This window comes from Streptococcus equinus (assembly GCF_900101445.1).
Lineage (GTDB): Bacteria > Bacillota > Bacilli > Lactobacillales > Streptococcaceae > Streptococcus > Streptococcus equinus_B.
On record NZ_FNKE01000003.1, the window covers coordinates 57,634 to 72,260 of the forward strand.

At 39.7% G+C, this 14,627-nt stretch carries 17 protein-coding genes; 3 read left to right on the forward strand and 14 right to left on the reverse strand.

Features of this window, described 5'->3' with window-relative positions; all coding sequences use genetic code 11:
- Window positions 1–2 precede the first annotated feature (2 nt).
- Window positions 3–608, forward strand: coding sequence for a peptidase (locus BLR83_RS08875; protein ID WP_074561313.1), 606 nt, complete (start codon window positions 3–5; stop codon window positions 606–608).
- A 2-nt stretch (window positions 609–610) separates the two neighbouring features.
- Complete coding sequence (locus BLR83_RS08880; protein WP_081341015.1) at window positions 611–1,120, forward strand: YgjV family protein; 510 nt, start codon at window positions 611–613, stop codon at window positions 1,118–1,120.
- Between the two features lie 53 nt (window positions 1,121–1,173).
- Here BLR83_RS08880 and BLR83_RS08885 read toward each other — a convergent pair whose 3' ends face one another.
- Entirely contained in the window at window positions 1,174–2,019 is an 846-nt protein-coding gene (locus BLR83_RS08885; protein ID WP_074561315.1) for a DegV family protein, read from the reverse strand.
- Between the two features lie 132 nt (window positions 2,020–2,151).
- Between BLR83_RS08885 and BLR83_RS08890 the strand changes: the two genes are divergently transcribed.
- Complete coding sequence (locus tag BLR83_RS08890) at window positions 2,152–2,709, forward strand: TetR/AcrR family transcriptional regulator (protein WP_039695925.1); 558 nt, start codon at window positions 2,152–2,154, stop codon at window positions 2,707–2,709.
- 37 nt (window positions 2,710–2,746) lie between these two features.
- On the opposite strand, the gene BLR83_RS08895 is transcribed toward BLR83_RS08890, so the two are convergent.
- The 13 genes from BLR83_RS08895 to rimP all read right to left on the reverse strand — a co-directional run bounded on the left by BLR83_RS08895 (window position 2,747) and on the right by rimP (window position 14,433).
- Window positions 2,747–3,559, reverse strand: a complete 813-nt coding sequence (locus tag BLR83_RS08895; RefSeq protein ID WP_074561316.1) for a Cof-type HAD-IIB family hydrolase — start codon at window positions 3,557–3,559, stop codon at window positions 2,747–2,749.
- Entirely contained in the window at window positions 3,552–4,178 is a 627-nt protein-coding gene (locus BLR83_RS08900; protein ID WP_074561317.1) for a trimeric intracellular cation channel family protein, read from the reverse strand. The genes BLR83_RS08895 and BLR83_RS08900 overlap by 8 nt, the downstream gene beginning before the upstream one ends.
- A 101-nt stretch (window positions 4,179–4,279) precedes the next feature.
- Window positions 4,280–4,486 (reverse strand): heavy-metal-associated domain-containing protein, encoded by a 207-nt coding sequence (locus BLR83_RS08905; RefSeq protein WP_021141738.1) that lies wholly within the window; start codon window positions 4,484–4,486, stop codon window positions 4,280–4,282.
- Window positions 4,487–4,497: 11 nt separating this feature from the next.
- Window positions 4,498–6,735: a heavy metal translocating P-type ATPase gene (locus BLR83_RS08910; RefSeq protein WP_074561318.1), complete on the reverse strand. Its 2,238-nt coding sequence runs from the start codon at window positions 6,733–6,735 to the stop codon at window positions 4,498–4,500.
- A gap of 37 nt (window positions 6,736–6,772) precedes the next feature.
- Window positions 6,773–7,204, reverse strand: a complete 432-nt coding sequence (locus tag BLR83_RS08915) for a CopY/TcrY family copper transport repressor (protein WP_074561319.1) — start codon at window positions 7,202–7,204, stop codon at window positions 6,773–6,775.
- A 205-nt stretch (window positions 7,205–7,409) separates the two neighbouring features.
- Window positions 7,410–7,931, reverse strand: coding sequence for a nucleotidyltransferase family protein (locus BLR83_RS08920; protein ID WP_081341013.1), 522 nt, complete (start codon window positions 7,929–7,931; stop codon window positions 7,410–7,412).
- Window positions 7,931–8,482 carry an LOG family protein gene (locus BLR83_RS08925; protein ID WP_074561321.1) on the reverse strand — a complete coding sequence of 184 codons (552 nt, stop codon included), beginning with the start codon at window positions 8,480–8,482 and terminating at the stop codon, window positions 7,931–7,933. The genes BLR83_RS08920 and BLR83_RS08925 overlap by 1 nt, the downstream gene beginning before the upstream one ends.
- Before the next feature lie 103 nt (window positions 8,483–8,585).
- A complete protein-coding gene (rbfA, locus tag BLR83_RS08930; protein WP_003067449.1) occupies window positions 8,586–8,936 on the reverse strand; it encodes a 30S ribosome-binding factor RbfA in 351 nt (116 codons plus the stop codon).
- 407 nt (window positions 8,937–9,343) lie between these two features.
- The gene (gene infB / locus BLR83_RS08935) at window positions 9,344–12,067 is read right to left on the reverse strand and encodes a translation initiation factor IF-2 (RefSeq protein ID WP_074561322.1); all 2,724 of its coding nucleotides are present in this window, start codon (window positions 12,065–12,067) and stop codon (window positions 9,344–9,346) included.
- Window positions 12,068–12,086: 19 nt separating this feature from the next.
- Entirely contained in the window at window positions 12,087–12,389 is a 303-nt protein-coding gene (locus tag BLR83_RS08940; protein WP_006531118.1) for a YlxQ-related RNA-binding protein, read from the reverse strand.
- Complete coding sequence (rnpM, locus tag BLR83_RS08945; RefSeq protein ID WP_006531117.1) at window positions 12,382–12,678, reverse strand: RNase P modulator RnpM; 297 nt, start codon at window positions 12,676–12,678, stop codon at window positions 12,382–12,384. The genes BLR83_RS08940 and rnpM overlap by 8 nt, the downstream gene beginning before the upstream one ends.
- An 18-nt stretch (window positions 12,679–12,696) precedes the next feature.
- Window positions 12,697–13,881, reverse strand: a complete 1,185-nt coding sequence (nusA, locus tag BLR83_RS08950) for a transcription termination factor NusA (protein ID WP_039695996.1) — start codon at window positions 13,879–13,881, stop codon at window positions 12,697–12,699.
- A 90-nt stretch (window positions 13,882–13,971) separates the two neighbouring features.
- Window positions 13,972–14,433, reverse strand: a complete 462-nt coding sequence (rimP, locus tag BLR83_RS08955; protein WP_039695938.1) for a ribosome maturation factor RimP — start codon at window positions 14,431–14,433, stop codon at window positions 13,972–13,974.
- Between the last annotated feature and the right edge of the window lie 194 nt (window positions 14,434–14,627).

Below are 14,627 nucleotides of genomic sequence, written 5' to 3' on the forward strand. Positions count from 1 at the left end.
TCATGAAAGCCTCAAAAAGTGAAGTTACTTATTTTATTCTAAGTATCATTTTAATTGCCTTTGCTGGTGGTATTTACCTTTTCTTTGGAAATACAAAGACTAGTACGTCAAGCTCACAACCAAAAAGCTCAATCAGTTCTTCATCTTCTAGTCAAGCTGACCTAGAAGCTAAAGCCCAAGAATTGTTATCAGCTGCTCAAGCCAATCCATCTGCGGAAGCTGTGACAAATGCGCAAGCGGCTATCAACAAAATCTCTGATGAAGCTAAGAAAACAGATTTTCAATCTCAACTAGATGCTGTTTCTGCTGAAGTAACAAATCAAACAAATGCTGAAAATGCCGTCAAAACTGCTGAAGACAATCAAACCAGCGACAATGTCATTGCTGCTCAAGCTGCGATTGATGTGCTAACTAACCAAGCTACTAAAGATCAACTTCAAGCACGTCTTGACGCTGTTTCTAATGCGATTGCTGCTGCCAATACAGCAACTACAGATACAGCCGCATCATCTGACAGCTCAAATAATACTACTGTTGACCAAAATAACACCTCTCGCACTCCTTCATCAGTTACAACTGATGGTACTTATACTTATTATAGCTATTAATGATATCAATTGGATTTATCTTCTCGGCAATTGGTGCAACTTGTCTAGCCATTTCATCATTTGCTAAAACGAAAAAAACTATGTTAACTTGGCAATTATCGGATTATTTCTTTACGATGATTGCTAATTTTTTACTCGGTGGTTACACTGGAGCCATCTCTATCAGCGTGTCTATCATTCGTAACACGCTAATGATTAAACATTGGGATTCCATCTACACAACCATTATTTTAGTGATAATCCAAGTTTCTGCGGGGACTTACTTTAACAACCTTGGTTTGATTGGCTTTCTTCCCTTGATTTCGTCTGTGTCTTATACCATCATTACCTTTATGACTAGCAAAGTTCAATGGCTGCGCTGGGTTACTGTTGAAAATATGCTACTGTGGTCTTTTTACGATTTCACCATCAAAGCTTATCCTGCTTTAGTTATGGATGTTGTCATCACACTAACGACCTTAATAGCCATTTCAAAATACAGTTCACTTAGTCATAAGAAAAATAAGTCTTGATTTTTCATCAATATAAAACTGCATGAGTTATACTCATGCAGTTTTATATTGACTTACACTGTTTCGTATCCTAATAAAATACCGCCATCTTCACCGTAAAAGCTGCAAAGACCTGATGCGGGGATAAAGCGAATATCAGCTTGTGGGTATTTTTCTTTGATTTTGTCACTCAATTGTTGACAAGCTTTTTCGTTATTTGCGTGAGCAATCATAACCTTGCCACCTTGATAACCTTCTTTGAACATTTCCTCAACGGTTGCTTGAACAGCTTTCTTTTGACCACGCGCTTTGTGAAGAAGTTCCAATTTTCCTTCGTCACTAGCTTTACCAACCATGCGGATATTCAAAAGTCCAACAACTTTCCCGACTAGCTTGCTCAAACGTCCATTTTTGACAAGGTTATCCACACGCGCCAAAACGAAGAGCAATTTTGTCTTTTCTTGATAAGCTGTGATAGCTTCGACCACTTCATCAAAGCTTAAGCCTTTAGCAATCAGACGATTCAATTCTTCGACGATTAAATCAATCTCACCACCTGCAGACAAAGAATCAATAACGTGAACATTGACATTTGGATGTTCCTCCAAAAGCATGTGTTTTGCAACCTGCGCACTATTGTGACTTCCTGAAAGATTACCTGTAATCGTGATGGCAATAACATTTTCAGCGCCTTGGTAAGCTTGTAAAAAAGCATCTGGGCTAGGGCAACTTGATTTTGATGAAACAGGACTTGCGTACATGGTTGTCATCATATTAGCAACGTCCAATCCTTCATCATCCACAAAAATTTCTGAACCAATTTGAATTGTTAGTGGGACATTTTGAAATTCTGTGTGTTCTGCAAGCCCTTCAATACGTCGAAGGTCACAACCTGAATCAGTCACAATTTTCCAAGTCATATCTATTTCCTCCAATCCATTCAAGATTTAAATTCATTTGACAAACAAACTATTTTCACCTAAAATTATATCATTAATGCCTTTATCTTAGTATTAAAAACAATCAGATGTCACAAGTAAGAGGGTTTTGTCATGACGGAAAAGACAATTTCAAAAAAGTCCTTGCAAAATTTGAAAGTTTCTAATAAAGAATCACGAAAATTGACACGTGAAGCGCTAGAAACTGCACTTTTGCTCCTTCTTGAAAAGAAAACCTTGAGCCAAATTACAATTTCAGAACTCGTTGCTAAAGCTGGTGTCTCACGCAACGCTTTCTACCGTAATTATAAGTCTAAAGAAGCTATTTTAGAGTCTATTCTAACCCAAATCGTTCGTCGCATTTTTCGTGGTCTCAAAGCATTTGATTTGAAAAGTCAGCTCTCCCAAGCATGGCTTTTCATTCTGAATGAAGCCAAAAAAGAGGCACAAGTTCTTGGTTTAATTTTTGAACAGCACCTTGAAAAACTCTTGACGGGCATCGTCTCTAAACGTCTAAAAGCTTACCAAAGGTTCAAGAAAAAACATGATTCACGCTACACGAATTCTTTTTGGAGTAACGCCATCATCTCAGTTCTTTCAAACTGGGTAGCTGATGACATGCGTATCCCTGCTGAGGAAGTAGCTGCAATCGGTTTGCCACTTTTCTTATAAGAAGAAAATACCGACCACATTTTGGTCGGTATTTTTATTATTTCAAGACGTAGTCGTAAATAGCCTGAGCTACTCCGGCATTGTCATTAGTTGTTGTTTCGTAGCGACAAATAGATTTGACTTCGTCTGTCGCATTTCCCATAGCAACGCTATGATAAGCAAATTCAAGCATTTCAAGGTCGTTGGCAGCATCACCAAGTGCCATGACTTGCTCTGGTGAGAAGCCAAGTTTTTCTGACAAGGCTTTAAGAGCTGTCGCTTTAGTGTAGCCTTTTGGCATAGCCTCAAAGATGTATTCTTGGCTACGGACCACACTAAATTCTTTAGCCAAAGCTACTTCTTTTGCTTCTTGGAATGGATTTAGTTGCGGAGCTTTTGCCATGTACATAGCTTGGAAGATGATTTCATCAGTTGCTTTCATCTCATCAAGACTAACCGCATGGGCTGTATCAAAGACTAAACCAGCATCGTATTGGACAAGTTCTGGAACTTCTTCACCTACAGCGTAATAATGTTTTTCACCTGTCAAGGTTAAGCAAACATCTGGGTAATTAGCAACAGCTTCATTCAATTTATCTAGCTCTTCATTTGTGACTTGAGCATGAAACACAAGTTCCCAATTTTTGGTATTGTAAATGGTACAACCATTATTCATGATGATGTATTCTTCATCATCCAAGCCCAATTTTTCAAAAAATGGAAGAATTCCTGACTTTGGACGTCCTGTACAAAGAACAATTTTTACCCCTGCTTGAGCTGCTTTTTGGATTGCTTTGACATTTTCTTCAGGAATTTTTTTATCTGAATTAAGTAATGTTCCATCTAAATCGATTGCAATTAATTTAATCATTTTTAGTGACCTTCCGTTTAATTTTTGGCAAATGCCACTGACGCCAGTAGCCTATCATACGTAAGATTGTCAGAATTAAAACTAATACATAATAGCCAGGATCATTATGAACGATTTTAAAATAAATCGCTAGCGCTGCTAAAATTGCCCAACCAGCGTATACTTCACTTCTAAGCACACTTGGTTTTCGACCAGCTAAGATATCTCGGACAATACCGCCACCAGCACCAGTCAAAACAGCGGCAACAATCACAGCGCTTAAAGGTTGATGAAGTTTAACAGCATACATAGCTCCTTGGACACTAAAAGCCGCAAGACCAATAGCATCCGTCAAGACTTCTGCTTTTCGCCAGCCTTTGTGGGTAATGATATTTGGAAATACCATAATAAATAACATGGCTGCCAAGGCAAAATAAAAACACTGACTCTGAGACCAAAGGGCGCTAATCGGCAAACCAATCAAAAGATTACGAATAGCTCCGCCACCAAAGGCAGTCACAAAACCTAGGATAAAAATCCCAAGTATATCAAAATCTTCTTCCATCGCAACAATTGCTCCAGAAAGTGCAAAGGCGATAGAGCCGATGATACTTAATAAATCCCAAACATTCACTGTCATTTTTATTCCACACTAATTTTTTCTTACTAGACTAGTTTATCATTTTTAGGCTAACAAAAAAACAGAGCAAGCCCTGTTTTTCTAAAATTTACCAAAATCCTTTATTTAATTTCTTGACCAAGTGCAAATTTTGTTCCTTTGAGAGCACGTTTTAGGAGAAATTTAAAAGGTCGACCTGTGATGGTTGCTTGTTTTTTCTCTAAATCAACTTTAACAGATTTGACACCTGGAACAGCTGACAATTTTTCAGTCACTTTTGTGACACAACCTTGACATTTCATACCTGTAACTTCATATGTTTTTTCCATGAGAAACTCCTTTATTTTAATTTAATATATTTCAAGCGAAGAGCGTTTAATACAACAGAAACTGAGCTAAATCCCATAGCAAGCCCCGCAATCATCGGATTGAGCAAAGGTCCACCAAAAAGATACAAGACTCCCATCGCAACTGGAATAGCTAGAATATTATAGATAAATGCCCAGAATAGATTTTCTTTAACTACTTTTATCGTCAAGTGGCTGATGCTTAGAGCTTTGAGAATATCTGAGATTTCTGGTTTCATCAAAATAATATCAGCGGATTCAATGGCAATGTCAGCTCCTGAACCTACCGCAATCCCAATATCAGCTACCGCTAAGGCTGGCGCATCGTTAATCCCGTCACCGACCATTGCAACCAGTTTGCCTTGGTTTTGCAAATCCTTGATAGCTTGCGATTTTTGGTCTGGAAGAACTTCGCTAATGACTGTTTTGATACCTGCCTGTTTGGCAATAGCTTGCGCTGTTTTGCTATTATCCCCTGTTAACAAAACCACATCAATGCCCTTGTTTTGTAATTTTGCGACGGTCTCTTTACTGTCTACTTTTAGCAAATCCGCCACGGTTATCACACCTAGTAGTTGTTGATTTGCCGAAATGTAAATTGGAGTCTGACCTTTTTGTGTCGCAGCCAGCACCGCAGCCTCACTTGCACTTAAGTCGACTTGCAACTCTTCCATCAATCTGCGATTACCAATATAGAAAGTTTGCCCAGCAACTTCACCTTGCAATCCTCGTCCTGTTAAAGAGGTAAAATTTTCAACTTCTGAAAAATCAAGTTTTTCAGCGACTGCTTTTTCCACAATAGCTTGACTCAGTGGATGCTCTGAGTATTTTTCAATAGAAGCAACCTTGCTAAGTAGAGATTTTTCATCACCATGGTAAGTGATAACATCAACGACTTGTGGTTTTCCTTGAGTGATAGTTCCTGTCTTGTCAAAAACCATGGTATCAATGTGGTGTGCATTTTCCAAAACGTCACCACGTTTGTAGAGGATACCATTTTCAGCGCCACGTCCTGTTCCGACCATGATGGCTGTTGGAGTGGCAAGACCAAGTGCACAAGGACAGGCAATAACGAGCACTGCAATAGCAACTTGGAGAGCAAAAACAAAACTTTCCCCCATGACAAAATACCAAAAAGCAAACGTAATCAGCGCAATCGTAATCACAACAGGAACAAAAACACCGGCGACTCTATCAGCGATTTTTGCAATTGGTGCTTTAGTCTGTTGCGCATCTTCTACCAATTTGATGATTTGAGCTAGAAGCGTCTCATCGCCGACTCTTTCAGCCTGAATCGTCAGAGAACCTTGGCCATTGATTGAAGCACCAAATACCTTATCATCTGCTATTTTCTCTACTGGAATACTTTCACCCGTCAGCATTGATTCATCGATAGCCGAATGTCCTGACACCACATAACCATCAACAGGAATTTTTTCACCCGGCTTGACCAAGATAAGGTCACCTACTTGGACCTGATCAATTGGGATTGTCTGTTCAACACCATCACGGATAAGAGTCGCCTCTTTAGCAGACAAGGTTAATAATTTTTGGATGGCATCGGATGTTCGACCTTTCGACAAGGTTTCAAAATATTTTCCCAAGGTAATCAAGGTCAAAATCACAGCAACAGACTCAAAATACAACATATGCACGTGATGAACATGACCAAGAATGATGTGGTAAGTGCTGTAAAGGCTATAAAGAAATGCTGCGCTCGTTGCAAGAGCAACTAAGGAATCCATATTAGGATGCGCTTTTAACAAAGCACGAAAGCCATTAACATAAAAACGACGTCCAAAGTACATGACCGGTAAAGTCAAGGCAAGCTGAACCAGCGCAAAAATCAAAGGATGCTCACTCATGCTAATAACCTTTGGCACCCACAAGCCCATCATGCTGCCCATAGAGAGATAAAGCAAAGGAATCGCAAAAGCCGCAGACCACAAAAACTTATGCCACATGTTATGAGTGGCTTCGCTCTGGCGTTCTGATTGGCTCTTAGCTGTTGTCGGGTCAAAGACACAAGCGCCATACCCAGCATCCACAACCGCTTTTTCAATCTCAGCTTCACTGACTAAGTCAGGATTATAGCGTACAGTCATCTTCTCTGTTGTCAGATTAACAACCGCTGAATCGACATGATCTATTTTATTGACAGCATTCTCGACGGTTAAAGCACAAGCCGCACAAGTCATGCCGTCAATGACAAAGACTTCTTCTTTTTCCATAAGTTACCTTTCTATCAGAAATCTCACAAATCAACCATTAAAGACCAAGGTGTTCTTTACAACGACATTGTCCAGGAATACAATTACACGGCACTTCATCCAAAGCTTCTTTTTCTTTAGATAATAGCAGAGCTTGTAAATCAGCAATGTCAGAACGCGTCATCGGTGTTTCTTTTAGCAGATGTTCAAGAATAGTCTTGTGCTTGCGCTGACAGAATTTGTCAAACAAATCATCAGCTTGCTGATTCATGGCCTCTTGCTCAGACAAGAGACTTGAGTAGAGAAAAGCTTTACCAGACCTTTTTCTTGTCAAATACCCTTTATCAACTAGACGTTTCAAAAAAGTCTTAACCGTTGAGGCTGTCCAGCTATTTTTTTCACCTAGAATATCAAGAATCTGGCCACTCGTTGCCGCATCTTTTGTCCAAATCACGCGCATGATCTCCCATTCTGATTTTGAAATTGACATAGCATTCCTTTCTAAATATCTTTTTAGGTTTACATTTGTAAATTCATTATATTTCTATCGTCTACATTTGTCAACTATAACTTCAAAAAAATAGCCCGAAACCTAGCATTTCGGACTTTAAACACAAATAAACTTGTGTTATGAGTAATTAGAAGAGACTTTACACCTTCATTCTAGTTCTTTACGCTAGAATTTGCAAGCGCGACTATTTCTTTTGCCAATCTTTCTTTTTTAAGCGGCCATGGTAAACCGCCATACGATCTTTATCAGCTAAAAAATGTGGAGTTGGTTGGACGACAAAATTAACAATATCATCATCACCACAAGGCAAAAACAACTCCAAATCCCCATCTTTTAGACGTGCTGCTATAGCTGTACAACGTTCTGGGTATTTACTGATAGCATCTCTGGCACTTTGATAAGGAGCTGTGTGCGGACTATGGCAATGCATAAAGACCTGATTTTTAACTTCCCATTGATAATTAGGATATGTTGATTGAAGCTGTTCTTGAATGGCTTTGGTTTTCTCATAAGTCACTTCAGGGTCATAAAAAACAAGATCCAAATCACTCGCATCTGATAAACCTGACTTTCCAGATAAGACATTCCAGACATAATTTCGAAGAGTACCCGCAGCTAACCAAGCATCTGGCAAGTCAAGATCAGCTATTATGGTTAAAATCGCCATCAACTCTTTGTCACTGGCAAATAAAGCCTTAAGATTCATTATTTTTCCTCATTTTGATAAGCTTTTACAAATTCCTGCAAAGCCTTTAAATCATCTACAAAAATGGCCTTGTCACGGTCTTCTTGTCTCAAAAATCCTGTAGTTACCATTTGGTCAAAAAGGGCTTTAAGAGGATTATAATAACCATTCAAATTAAGGAAAAGACAAGGTTTATGATGAAGTCCAATCCGCGCCCAAGAAAAAGCTTGGACAATTTCTTCAAGGGTTCCAGGACCACCTGGAAAAGCCAAAAAAAGCTCCCCGTTATCCATTAAGAGTCGCTTACGCTCATCCATATCAGCCACTAAAGTGAGCTCCGTTAAGTGCAAATGAGCTTTTTCACGCTTTTTAAAATCAAGCGGAATAATGCCATAAACCTCTCCGCCATCAGCTAAAACCGTATCTGCTAAAACGCCCATTAGACCATCTTTGCTGCCACCATAGACTAATTGATGCTTCTGCTTAGCTAGCCAATGACCTAATTCAATGATATTCTCCTTATAAATCGGGTCATTCCCAAAACTTGACCCCAAATAAACCGTAATTTTCATCTTCTCAATATTCCTCGCTAAAACACTTTCATTATATCACACCAAAAAAAGGCCTGCCAAGTGGTAGGACCTTTTCGTCTGTAAAATTTCAGCTTACAGAATATTATTTTTTAGCTTCCAAATCACGAAGCATTTGATCGATTTTATTTCCGTATTCGATTGATTCATCTTTAATGAATGTCAAATCTGGAATTTTGTACATTGTTAAGTTGCGACCAAGTTCGCGTTTGATTGTACCTTTAGCTTTTTCAAGACCAATTTGTGCTTTTTGATTATCTGATGCAAGTTCAGAGTGAATTGTGTAATACACTTTAGCCATTGAAAGGTCTCCAAGCATTTGAACATCAGTAATTGTCACATCTTGAACACGTGGGTCACGAACTTTTTTGTGTAAAATTTCATTGACTTCGCGTTTGATTTCCATACCAACACGGTCGACACGATGATTAGCCATAATTATTTCCTTTCTAATCTTTTTGAAAAAGCTAGGCTAAGCAAGCCTAGCTTTTATTCATTTATAACTGTAACGTTTAGGCAAGGCACTTTAAACTAAAGACAAAGTCTTTTTTGATACTTCCCTTAGGTGGTGTGGTCGGCAGCGACTTCCTTTCGGAATTCCATGCCTAAGTTTTGAGCCCAAAGCCTCAAAACTTCCCGGTGGCTGGGTTAAAAATGCTACAGCCACTTTCACCACAGCGGAAAGTATCCTTTTGTTGCGAGCAATGCTCGCAAATAATCCTAAAATCTAATCGCAGTAATAATAACTTGAAAATGATTTTAGCCCAAAAATAGTTTTGCCTATATTCTAGAGCACCATAGTGCTTGCCGTACAAGTATTAGTGGCTTCAGCCACAATACTTGTTAACGTTTAATTTCTTCCATAACGTAAGCTTCGATAACGTCATCAACTTTGATGTCGTTGTAGTTTTCAATCATCAAACCACCTTCTTGGCCGTTACCGATTTCTTTAACGTCATCTTTGAAGTGTTTAAGGCTGGCAAGTTTACCGTCGAAGATAACAACACCGTCACGGATGACACGTGCGCTAGCATCACGCGTAATTTTACCATTTGTAACCATGAATCCACCGATTGTACCAACTTTAGATACTTTGAATGTTTCACGGATAAGAGCTTCACCGATGATTTTTTCTTTGTATTCAGGGTCAAGCATACCTTTCATAGCATCTTCAACTTCTTCGATAACTTTGTAGATGATTGAGTGAAGACGAATATCTACTTCATCAGCTTCTGCTTGTTCGCGAGCTTGTGGTGTAGGGCGGACGTTAAATCCAATGATGAAGGCATTTGATGCTTCAGCAAGCGTAACGTCTGATTCGTTGATAGCACCTACGGCTGAGTGAACAACTGAAACTTTTACGCCTTCAACATCAATTTTAAGAAGTGAGGCTGCTAGGGCTTCAACAGAACCTTGTACGTCGGCTTTGATGATGACGTTAACAGTCTTAACTTCACCTGCTTTAAGGGTATCAAAGAGGTTTTCAAGACTAACACGTTGAGTGACTTGACGTTGTTTCATCAAAGCACGTTTAGCACGTTCTTCACCGGCTGCACGCGCAGCTTTTTCATCTTCGTAAACCGCGAAGTGGTCACCTGCCATAGGCACATCGTTCAAACCAGTGATTGATACTGGTGTTGATGGTTCTGCCACTTTAACACGGCGTCCAAGGTCATTAACCATGGCACGAACACGACCGAATGTGTTACCAACAACGATTGGATCTTGAACATGAAGAGTACCTTGTTGGACAAGAAGTGTTGCCACAGGTCCTTTACCTTTATCAAGACGAGCTTCGATAACAGTACCGATAGCGCGAACTGTTGGGTCAGCTTTCAATTCTTCCATTTCAGCAACAAGAAGAACTGTTTCTAGCAATTCATCGATGTTTTTACCAAATTTGGCTGAAATTTCAACGAATTCACAGTCACCACCCCAAGCAGTTGAGATGATTCCGTGTTCTGCCAATTCACCGATAACACGTTCTGGGTTAGCGCCTGGTTTATCAATCTTGTTGATAGCAACGATGATTGGGACACCAGCGGCTTTAGAGTGGTTAATGGCTTCGACTGTTTGAGGCATAACACCGTCATCAGCGGCAACAATCAAGATAGTGATATCTGTGATTGAGGCACCACGCGCACGCATTGATGTAAAGGCCGCGTGACCTGGTGTATCAAGGAAGGTAATTTTCTTACCATTTTCAACGATTTGGTAAGCACCGATGTGTTGAGTGATACCACCAGCTTCGCCTGTAGCGACACGTGAATTACGAAGGGTATCAAGAAGGGTTGTTTTACCGTGGTCAACGTGACCCATGATAGTTACAACAGGAGCACGTTCAACCATTTCGTCTGGGTTGAGGTAGCCTTCGTCAGCAAAGAAGCGTTCGATATCAGCTTCGTCAACTTCGACTTTTTTATGAGCTTCAATACCATAATCAACCATCAACAATTCGATTGTATCGCTGTCAAGGGATTGGTTTTGAGTAGCCATAACACCCATCAAGAAGAGTTTCTTAACGATTTCTGCTGGTTCGCGTTTAATACGTTTTGCGATTTCAGCAACAGTCATGCCTTCAGTGTATTCAAATTCTTTAGGTAATTCGTGGAACTTACGCTCTGTTACAGGTTTTGGAGCGTTGTTACGATTGTTATGTTTACCTTTTTTGTTTTTCTTGTTATTATTCCAGTTACTATTTCTTTGATTTCTCACTTGGTTATGATTATTCCAGTTTTTTCTATTCTTGCGTGGTCCATCTTCATTATCACGTTCATAATCACGTGATTTTTCAGGACGAGCTTGTTTCTTACGACGTTTATCTACAGCAGGTGCTGCTTGTTCTGCTACCACATGTTTAGGAGCAGGCGCTGCAGTTTTTGCTGTTTTTGCTTTGTGTTCTTCAGCCTTAGCTTTAGCTTCCACACGAGCTTTGTGCTCTTGTTCTTTGGCTGCTTTTGCTTTACGCTTAGCGGCTTCTTTTTCGTGAATGCGATTTTCGCTTTGGCGAGAATACTCAGCATTTTGTTCTGCTTTCAATGCAGCTGCACGTGCTTTGAAATCGATACGTGGTTTTGCTGCTTGATTGCGATCGTTTCGTTGATCTCTTTGGTGATTATCACGCTGTTGATCTCTTCGATTATGATTTTGAGAATTGCGATCGCGTTGTTTGCGATTATTTTGGGCATTCTCTTGTCTGTCACGATTAGAACGATTGTCGCGTCCTTGGTTGTTATTGCGCTTTTTATCGCCACCTTTAGCTCGTTTTTCAGCTTCGGCTTTAGCACGCGCTTCACGTTCCGCCTTGAAATTACGGCTCTGAGGTTTTGCAGGAGCTGCTTTAGGAGCTTCTGCAACTGTTTTCTCAGCTGCTTTTTCAACTTTGGCTTTTGCCGCAGCTGGTTTGGCATTTCCTGAGAATTTCGCCGCAATTCGTTTGGCATCAGATTCGTCAACGCTAGAAGAATGGCTCTTCACATCAAGTCCTAGCTCTTGAGCATAGTCAACAACTTCTTTGCTTGATTTGCCCAATTCTTTAGCGATTTCATATAATCTTTTCTTTGACAATTGATGTCCTCCTATTCTGTTAGTTCATAAGAGTCCTCATTTTCTTTGAAAATCCAGCGTCTGCTATGGCAACCACTTTACGTGGTTTACCAAGCGCAGCACTTAATTCCAGTGTGTTAAACACTGTGGAGACTTCTACTTTGTAATAATGACTTTTATCAGTTGTTTTCTTTGTCAAATTATCACCAGCATCATTTGCCAGAAAAACAAGTTTCGCTTTGCCAGATTGGATGGCCTTAATGACCAATTCTTCTCCAGAAATCACTTTTCCTGCACGCTGTGCCAGTCCAATTAAATTTGACAATCTTTGGTGGTTATTCAAGACCTAACTCTCTTCTTTTGACTTTGTGATCTACGTAAGCAATCAATTCATCATAAAATGATTCAGGAACTTCCATTGAAAAGCTACGGTTAAAGACGCGTTTTTCTTTGGCTTGAAGAGCTTCTGCATTATCAAGTTTGATGTAAGCGCCACGTCCGTTTTGCTTACCAGTTGGATCGATAAAAATCTCACCTTCCTTATTTTTAACAATGCGAAGTAAATCACGTTTATCAATCACTTCACCTGAAACAACTGATTTTCTTAAAGGTATTTTACGTGTTTTAGCCATGAAACACCTCTATCTTTCTTATTCTGCGTCGTTTGCTACAACTTCTGTATCAGCAGATTCAACAACTTCCTCAGCTGGTGCTTCTTGTGCTTCAGCTGCTTTTGCTTCGCGTTCAGCTTCAAGAGCTTCATATTCTGAAGCAGATTTAATGTCGATACGGTAGCCAGTCAAGTGTGCGGCCAAACGAACGTTTTGTCCACGACGACCGATAGCAAGTGACAATTTGTTGTCAGGAACAACAACTGTAGCGCGTTTGCTGTCTTCTTCATCGAAAAGAACCATATCAACTTCAGCTGGTGCGATAGCGTTGTAGATGAATTCAGCTGGATCTTCAACCCATTGGATAACGTCAATGTTTTCTTCAACAGGAACTTCTACGCCAGCTTTAGCATCATAACGTTTTGGATGGAATTTGCTGATAACTTTTTTAATGTTGCTTCCACCACGACCAACGATTGTACCGATAGCATCAACGTTTGGATTGTGGCTGCGAACAGCAACTTTTGTACGATCTCCAGCCTCACGTGAAACACTCATGATTTCAACAGTTCCGTCAAATACTTCAGGAATTTCTTGTTCCATGATACGTTTGATGAATTGAGGGTGGCTACGGCTTACAAAGACGTTAACACCTTTTGGATTGTTTTCAACTTTGTAAACGTAAACTTCGATACGGTCATGTGATTTCCATGTTTCACCAGGAATTTGATCTTGGTGTGACAATTGAGCTTCAAGTGAACCAAGGTTAACATAGATGAAACGTTGGTCGAAGCGTTCAACAGTACCAGTCATGATTTCGCCTTCGTGTTGTTTGTACTCATTGTAAGTCACTTCACGGATTTGACGACGCATTTTTTCCATGATTGTTTGTTTAGCTGATTGAGCAGCCACACGACCAAATTCAGCAACAGATTCTTCAAAGCGAATTTTGTCACCTAGTTCGTAAGCTGAGCTAATTTTCAATGCATCTGACAAGCTGATTTCTAGACGGCTATCAAAAACTTCTTCAACAACTTCACGAACTGTGTAGACTTTAAAGTCACCTTTTTTGTCGTCGAATTCAATAACACATGATTCAGATTGACCATAACGACGTTTATAAGCTGATTTCAAAGATTCTTTGACAGCGTCGATGATATCGTCTTTGTTAATGTGTTTTTCTTCTTCCAAAATACGGAAGGCTTCTAGCATTTCTTTGCTCATTTTTTTCATTGCCCTGCATGGCTAAGCAGGACGTAATCCTTTCGTTTATATCTAAGTAAAATCAGATTGTAGTTTGTTATAGTAGTTTGACTACAATTTCACTGCCAAACGCGCTTTTGCAACTGTTGAATATGGAATTTCAACGGTTTTCTTGCGTGTTTTGTCCAAATAATCAATAGTCAATGTTTCACCATCAAAAGCTACAAGGTCTCCTTGGAATACCTTAACTTTATCAATAGCTTTGTAAAGACTAACATTGACATAAGAACCTACAGCTTTTTCAAGAGCTTCTTTAGTCTTCAATGGACGCTCTAAACCAGGGCTAGACACTTCCAACATGTATTGTTCTGGGAATGGATCTGGTTTGATGGCATCAAGTAGAGGACTAATGATTTCAGTCAAATCAGCTGTATCATTTACGGTGATCCCTCCTGGTTTGTCAATCAAGATACTAAGGACATAATCGCTGCCCATTTTTCCATACTCAACATCAACCAATTCGAACGGATCTTTAATAGCAGGCGCAACTGCTTTGGTAACCAATTCAATGATTGTATTTGCGTTTGCGATAAGAATCCCCTCCTTCTTCTATCAATATCAAAATAGAAAGTTCATCACATTGGCTCACTTGTCGTAAAACCAACGGTATTAGTAGCATGTGTTAAAAGCTTATCCGTCAACAAAATGACTCTAAGCACACACAAGAGGCGAAGTCACAAACTCCGCCTCCTTCTACTTATTTTATA

What these genes read in the sequence shown, in the direction of transcription:
- BLR83_RS08875 (WP_074561313.1), top strand. Translation starts at nt 3, where the DNA reads ATGAAAGCCTCAAAAAGTGAAGTTACTTATTTTATTCTAAGTATCATT.
- BLR83_RS08885 (WP_074561315.1), bottom strand. Translation starts at nt 2,019, where the DNA reads ATGACTTGGAAAATTGTGACTGATTCAGGTTGTGACCTTCGACGTATT.
- BLR83_RS08890 (WP_039695925.1), top strand. Translation starts at nt 2,152, where the DNA reads ATGACGGAAAAGACAATTTCAAAAAAGTCCTTGCAAAATTTGAAAGTT.
- BLR83_RS08895 (WP_074561316.1), bottom strand. Translation starts at nt 3,559, where the DNA reads ATGATTAAATTAATTGCAATCGATTTAGATGGAACATTACTTAATTCA.
- BLR83_RS08900 (WP_074561317.1), bottom strand. Translation starts at nt 4,178, where the DNA reads ATGACAGTGAATGTTTGGGATTTATTAAGTATCATCGGCTCTATCGCC.
- BLR83_RS08905 (WP_021141738.1), bottom strand. Translation starts at nt 4,486, where the DNA reads ATGGAAAAAACATATGAAGTTACAGGTATGAAATGTCAAGGTTGTGTC.
- BLR83_RS08910 (WP_074561318.1), bottom strand. Translation starts at nt 6,735, where the DNA reads ATGGAAAAAGAAGAAGTCTTTGTCATTGACGGCATGACTTGTGCGGCT.
- BLR83_RS08915 (WP_074561319.1), bottom strand. Translation starts at nt 7,204, where the DNA reads ATGTCAATTTCAAAATCAGAATGGGAGATCATGCGCGTGATTTGGACA.
- BLR83_RS08920 (WP_081341013.1), bottom strand. Translation starts at nt 7,931, where the DNA reads ATGAATCTTAAGGCTTTATTTGCCAGTGACAAAGAGTTGATGGCGATT.
- BLR83_RS08925 (WP_074561321.1), bottom strand. Translation starts at nt 8,482, where the DNA reads ATGAAAATTACGGTTTATTTGGGGTCAAGTTTTGGGAATGACCCGATT.
- rbfA (WP_003067449.1), bottom strand. Translation starts at nt 8,936, where the DNA reads ATGGCTAATCATCGTGTCGACCGTGTTGGTATGGAAATCAAACGCGAA.
- rnpM (WP_006531117.1), bottom strand. Translation starts at nt 12,678, where the DNA reads ATGGCTAAAACACGTAAAATACCTTTAAGAAAATCAGTTGTTTCAGGT.
- nusA (WP_039695996.1), bottom strand. Translation starts at nt 13,881, where the DNA reads ATGAGCAAAGAAATGCTAGAAGCCTTCCGTATTTTGGAAGAAGAAAAA.